Raw genomic sequence first — 4,260 nt, forward strand, 5'->3', positions numbered from 1 at the left:
GCTGGGGTTTCGCCCGCCGTCAGAGAGACAGTTAAGCACAGAAAAAGATGTGGCGCTATTCACGCGCTCTATTTAGAATCCCGCACCATGAAAACGAACAATCCAGCAGTACAATTCATCACGATTTCCGACGACGAAGCCGGTCAGAGAATCGACAACTTTCTGCTCGCTCGCCTGAAAGGCGTGCCGAAGAGCATGATTTATCGCATCGTGCGTAAAGGCGAGGTGCGGGTCAATAAAGGGCGCATCAAGGTTGAATACAAATTGGCGGCCGGCGACGTGGTGCGCGTGCCGCCGGTGCGGGTGGCCGAGCGCGAAGAGACGCCAGTGTCGGCCAAGCTGGATAAGGTGGCCGCGCTGGCCGACTGTATTTTGTATGAAGACGACCACCTGCTGATCCTCAACAAGCCTTCCGGCACCGCAGTGCACGGCGGCAGCGGCCTGAGCTTCGGCGTGATCGAAGGGCTGCGCGCGCTGCGCCCGGAGGCTCGTTTCCTTGAACTGGTGCACCGGCTCGATCGCGATACCTCCGGCGTGCTGTTGGTGGCCAAGAAGCGTTCCGCGCTGCGTTCGCTGCATGAGCAACTGCGGCTGAAAGGCATGCAGAAAGATTATCTGGCGCTGGTGCGCGGCCAATGGCAATCGCACTGCAAGGCCGTACAGGCGCCGCTGCTGAAAAATATTCTGCAAAGCGGTGAACGCATCGTGCGCGTCAACAGCGAAGGCAAACCTTCGGAAACCCGCTTCAAGGTGGAGGAGCGTTACGAATTCGCCACCCTGGTGAAGGCTAGCCCAATCACCGGGCGTACCCACCAGATCCGCGTGCACACTCTGCATGCCGGGCACCCGATCGCCTTTGACGACCGCTATGGCGACCGCGAGTTCGATCGCCAACTGGCGGGTACCGGCCTGAAGCGGCTGTTCCTGCACGCCGCGGCGCTGCGCTTCGAGCATCCGGCCACNGGCGAAACGATGCGCATCGAAGCGCCGATGGACGAAGAGCTGCGCCACTGTCTGCAGGTGCTGCGCCGGCAGGCGGCCAAGTAATCTGCGTCACCCCAGCGGGTTGATGCCTTCAGCCCGCAACATCTCCAACAGCGCGATCAACGGCAGGCCGATCAGGGCGTTCGGATCCCGGCCTTCCAGCCTGTCGAACAGCGCGATCCCCAATCCCTCGCTCTTGAAACTGCCTGCGCAGTTCAGCGGTCGCTCCAGACGCACATAGGCGGCGATCTCCGCTTCGCTCAGCGCGCGAAAATGCACGTGAAACGGCTCGCACAAGGCTTGCAGCTGCTTGCTGCGGCCGTTGTACAGCGCCAGGCCGGTATAGAAAGTCACGGCTTGGCCACTGGCCTGCCGCAGCTGCGCCCGGGCGTTTTCCTCGGTATGGGGCTTGCCGGTGATGTTGCCATCGATCACGCAGACCTGATCGGAGCCGATGATCAGATGCTCGGGATAGGCGAGGGCCAACGCCTGGGCCTTCGCCGCCGCCAGGCGCAGCACCAGCGCTTCCGCGCTTTCGCCGGGCAAGGGGGTTTCATCCACCTCCGGCGCGGCGCAGTCGAACGGCAGCTGCAGCTTCTCCAGCAGCATTTTTCGATAGGGGGAGGTGGAGGCTAAAAGCAATCTCTGCATAATTTTTTTCGCAAACCGTAGCGTAAATGGGTACGGCATTTTAAACTGTCGGCCGCTGTGGAAGCGAATATTGGTGAAAGGAGCCGTTTTACGGCCTTTTTCTTTGACTCTATGTCGTTACAAAGTTAATATGCGCGCCCTATGCAAAAGGTAAAATTACCCTTGACCATTGATGCGGTACGTACCGCTCAGAAACGCCTGGACTATGCTGGTGTCTATGCGCCTGAGCAGGTTACTCGTGTTGCCGACTCCGTGGTCAGTGTGGACAGTGATGTCGAGGTGTCGTTGTCGTTTAATATCGACAATCAACGCCTCGCGGTGATAACAGGGCATGCGGACGTCACGGTAACGTTGATGTGCCAACGCTGTGGAGTCCCGTTCGAACATCAGGTTCACACAACATATTGTTTTAGCCCGGTCGTCAATGATGAGCAGGCTGAGGCATTACCGGAAGCGTACGAACCGATCGAAGTTGACGAGTTTGGCGAAGTCGATCTGTTGGCAATGATTGAAGACGAAATTATTCTTTCACTGCCTGTCGTTCCGGTACATGAATCTGAACACTGTGAAGTGTCCGAAGCGGACATGGTATTTGGCCAACTGCCTCCAGAGGCGGAGAAACCGAATCCGTTTGCCGTATTAGCCAGTTTAAAGCGTAAGTAATTGAGGAGTAAGGTCCATGGCCGTACAACAGAATAAACCAACCCGTTCCAAGCGTGGCATGCGTCGTTCTCACGATGCTCTGACCACGACTACTCTGTCTGTAGACAAAGTATCCGGTGAAACTCACCGTCGTCACCACATCACTGCCGACGGTTTCTACCGCGGTCGCAAGGTTATCGGCTAAGTAGCGATACCTTGACTCGTCTAACCCTGGCGTTAGATGCAATGGGCGGGGACTTCGGTCCCTGCGTCACAGTGCCTGCTTCGTTGCAGGCACTGGCCTCTAATTTACAGCTTCATCTCCTGCTGGTCGGCAATCCCGACGTCATCTCTCCCTTGCTTGCCCACGCCGATCCGGTTCTTCTGGAGCGTCTGCAAGTCGTGCCCGCCGAGTCCGTGATCGCCGGCGACGCCAAACCTTCACAAGCGATACGCGCCAGCCGCGGCACGTCGATGCGCATTGCGCTCGAGCAGCTCAGCAGCGGAAACGCGCAGGGGTGCGTCAGCGCCGGCAATACCGGTGCGCTGATGGGATTGGCGAAGCTGTTGGTCAAGCCGCTGGAAGGCATCGAGCGCCCGGCGCTGATGACGGCGATCCCGAATCAGCAACGCAGCAAAACCGTGGTGCTGGATCTCGGCGCCAACGTCGAGTGCGACAGCACCATGCTGGTGCAGTTTGCCGTGATGGGGGCGGTGATGGCGGAAGAGGTGATCGGCATTGCGCAACCGCGGGTGGCGCTGCTGAATATTGGCGAAGAAGAGACCAAAGGCCTGGATAATATCCGCGAAGCGGCCACTGTGCTAAAAAATACTCCGGCAATCAACTATATTGGTTACCTGGAAGGAAACGAACTGCTCACCGGCAAGACCGACGTGTTGGTTTGCGATGGCTTCGTGGGCAACGTCACCCTGAAAACCATGGAAGGGGTGGTCAGGGTGTTCTTATCGCTGTTGAAATCGTCCGGCGACGGAAACAAGCGAGCGTGGTGGTTGAAATTGTTGGGCCGTTGGTTGCAAAAACGGGTGGTCAAGCGGTTCGGCCACCTGAACCCCGACCAGTATAATGGCGCATGTCTGTTAGGATTGCGCAGCACCGTAGTCAAGAGCCACGGCGCTGCGAACCCTCACGCGTTTGCAGTCGCAATCGAACAGGCTGTGCAGGCGGTGCAGCGGCAAGTCCCGGAAAGGATTGCTGCGCGCCTTGAGGCTGTATTACCTAAGAGTGACTGATCGTACATGTATACAAAGATTCTCGGTACGGGGAGTTATTTGCCCGTACAAGTGCGCACCAATGCTGATTTGGAAAAAATGGTGGATACCTCTGACGAATGGATCGTCACGCGTACCGGTATCCGCGAACGTCGCATCGCCGCTGCGGATGAAACCGTTGCGACGATGAGCTTCCAGGCCGCTGAGAACGCGCTGGAAATGGCAGGTGTGGCTAAAGAAGACATTGGGCTTATCATCGTGGCGACCACCACGACCACTCACGCGTTCCCGAGCGCGGCGTGCCTGGTGCAGCAAATGCTGGGCATCAAAGACTGCGCGGCGTTCGATCTGGCTGCGGCCTGCGCCGGCTTTACTTATGCGCTCAGCGTGGCCGATCAGTACGTGAAAAACGGCGCGGTCAAACATGCGCTGGTTATCGGCGCGGACGTCTTGTCGCGCACGCTCGATCCTGAAGATCGCGGCACCATCATCCTGTTTGGCGATGGCGCGGGTGCGGTGGTGCTTGGGGCGTCTGAAGAGCCGGGCATTCTGTCTACCCATCTGCATGCCGACGGCAGCTACGGCAACCTGCTGACGCTGCCGTACAAGGATCGCCAGAATCAAGACAAGCCGGCCTATGTCACCATGGCGGGCAACGAAGTCTTCAAGGTTGCGGTCACCGAATTGGCGCGCATCGTCGACGAGACGTTGCAGGCCAACAACATGGACCGCAGCGAGCTGGATTGGCTGGTG

The 4,260-nt window shown here is 58.3% G+C and carries 6 protein-coding genes; 5 read left to right on the forward strand and 1 reads right to left on the reverse strand.

The genetic code is table 11. The annotated features are described in order from the left end of the window. Positions 1-87: 87 nt before the first annotated feature. Positions 88-1,047 (forward strand): 23S rRNA pseudouridine(955/2504/2580) synthase RluC, encoded by a 960-nt coding sequence (gene rluC / locus ADK28_RS13010; protein ID WP_015377448.1) that lies wholly within the window; start codon positions 88-90, stop codon positions 1,045-1,047. A 6-nt stretch (positions 1,048-1,053) separates the two neighbouring features. Here the strand turns inward: rluC and ADK28_RS13015 are convergent, their stop codons facing one another. Further along, positions 1,054-1,635: a Maf family protein gene (locus ADK28_RS13015; protein WP_048795838.1), complete on the reverse strand. Its 582-nt coding sequence runs from the start codon at positions 1,633-1,635 to the stop codon at positions 1,054-1,056. Positions 1,636-1,776: 141 nt separating this feature from the next. Here ADK28_RS13015 and yceD point away from each other — a divergent pair, with 141 nt between their 5' ends. The 4 genes from yceD to ADK28_RS13030 all read left to right on the forward strand — a co-directional run. Then, positions 1,777-2,298, forward strand: coding sequence for a 23S rRNA accumulation protein YceD (gene yceD / locus ADK28_RS13020; RefSeq protein ID WP_004927780.1), 522 nt, complete (start codon positions 1,777-1,779; stop codon positions 2,296-2,298). 16 nt (positions 2,299-2,314) lie between these two features. Next, the gene (gene rpmF, locus ADK28_RS30065) at positions 2,315-2,482 is read left to right on the forward strand and encodes a 50S ribosomal protein L32 (protein WP_004927778.1); all 168 of its coding nucleotides are present in this window, start codon (positions 2,315-2,317) and stop codon (positions 2,480-2,482) included. Positions 2,483-2,493: 11 nt separating this feature from the next. Further along, a complete protein-coding gene (gene plsX, locus ADK28_RS13025; protein ID WP_072009673.1) occupies positions 2,494-3,528 on the forward strand; it encodes a phosphate acyltransferase PlsX in 1,035 nt (344 codons plus the stop codon). 6 nt (positions 3,529-3,534) lie between these two features. After that, the coding region (locus ADK28_RS13030) for a beta-ketoacyl-ACP synthase III (RefSeq protein ID WP_048795842.1) at positions 3,535-4,260 on the forward strand (726 nt) is incomplete at its 3' end.

It is taken from the genome of Serratia sp. 506_PEND (assembly GCF_001076875.1).
GTDB lineage: Bacteria > Pseudomonadota > Gammaproteobacteria > Enterobacterales > Enterobacteriaceae > Serratia > Serratia marcescens.

Excerpts from the sequence above, each read along its gene's own strand:
- ADK28_RS13015 (WP_048795838.1), bottom strand. The coding sequence starts at position 1,635 with ATGCAGAGATTGCTTTTAGCCTCCACCTCCCCCTATCGAAAAATGCTG.
- yceD (WP_004927780.1), top strand. The coding sequence starts at position 1,777 with ATGCAAAAGGTAAAATTACCCTTGACCATTGATGCGGTACGTACCGCT.
- rpmF (WP_004927778.1), top strand. The coding sequence starts at position 2,315 with ATGGCCGTACAACAGAATAAACCAACCCGTTCCAAGCGTGGCATGCGT.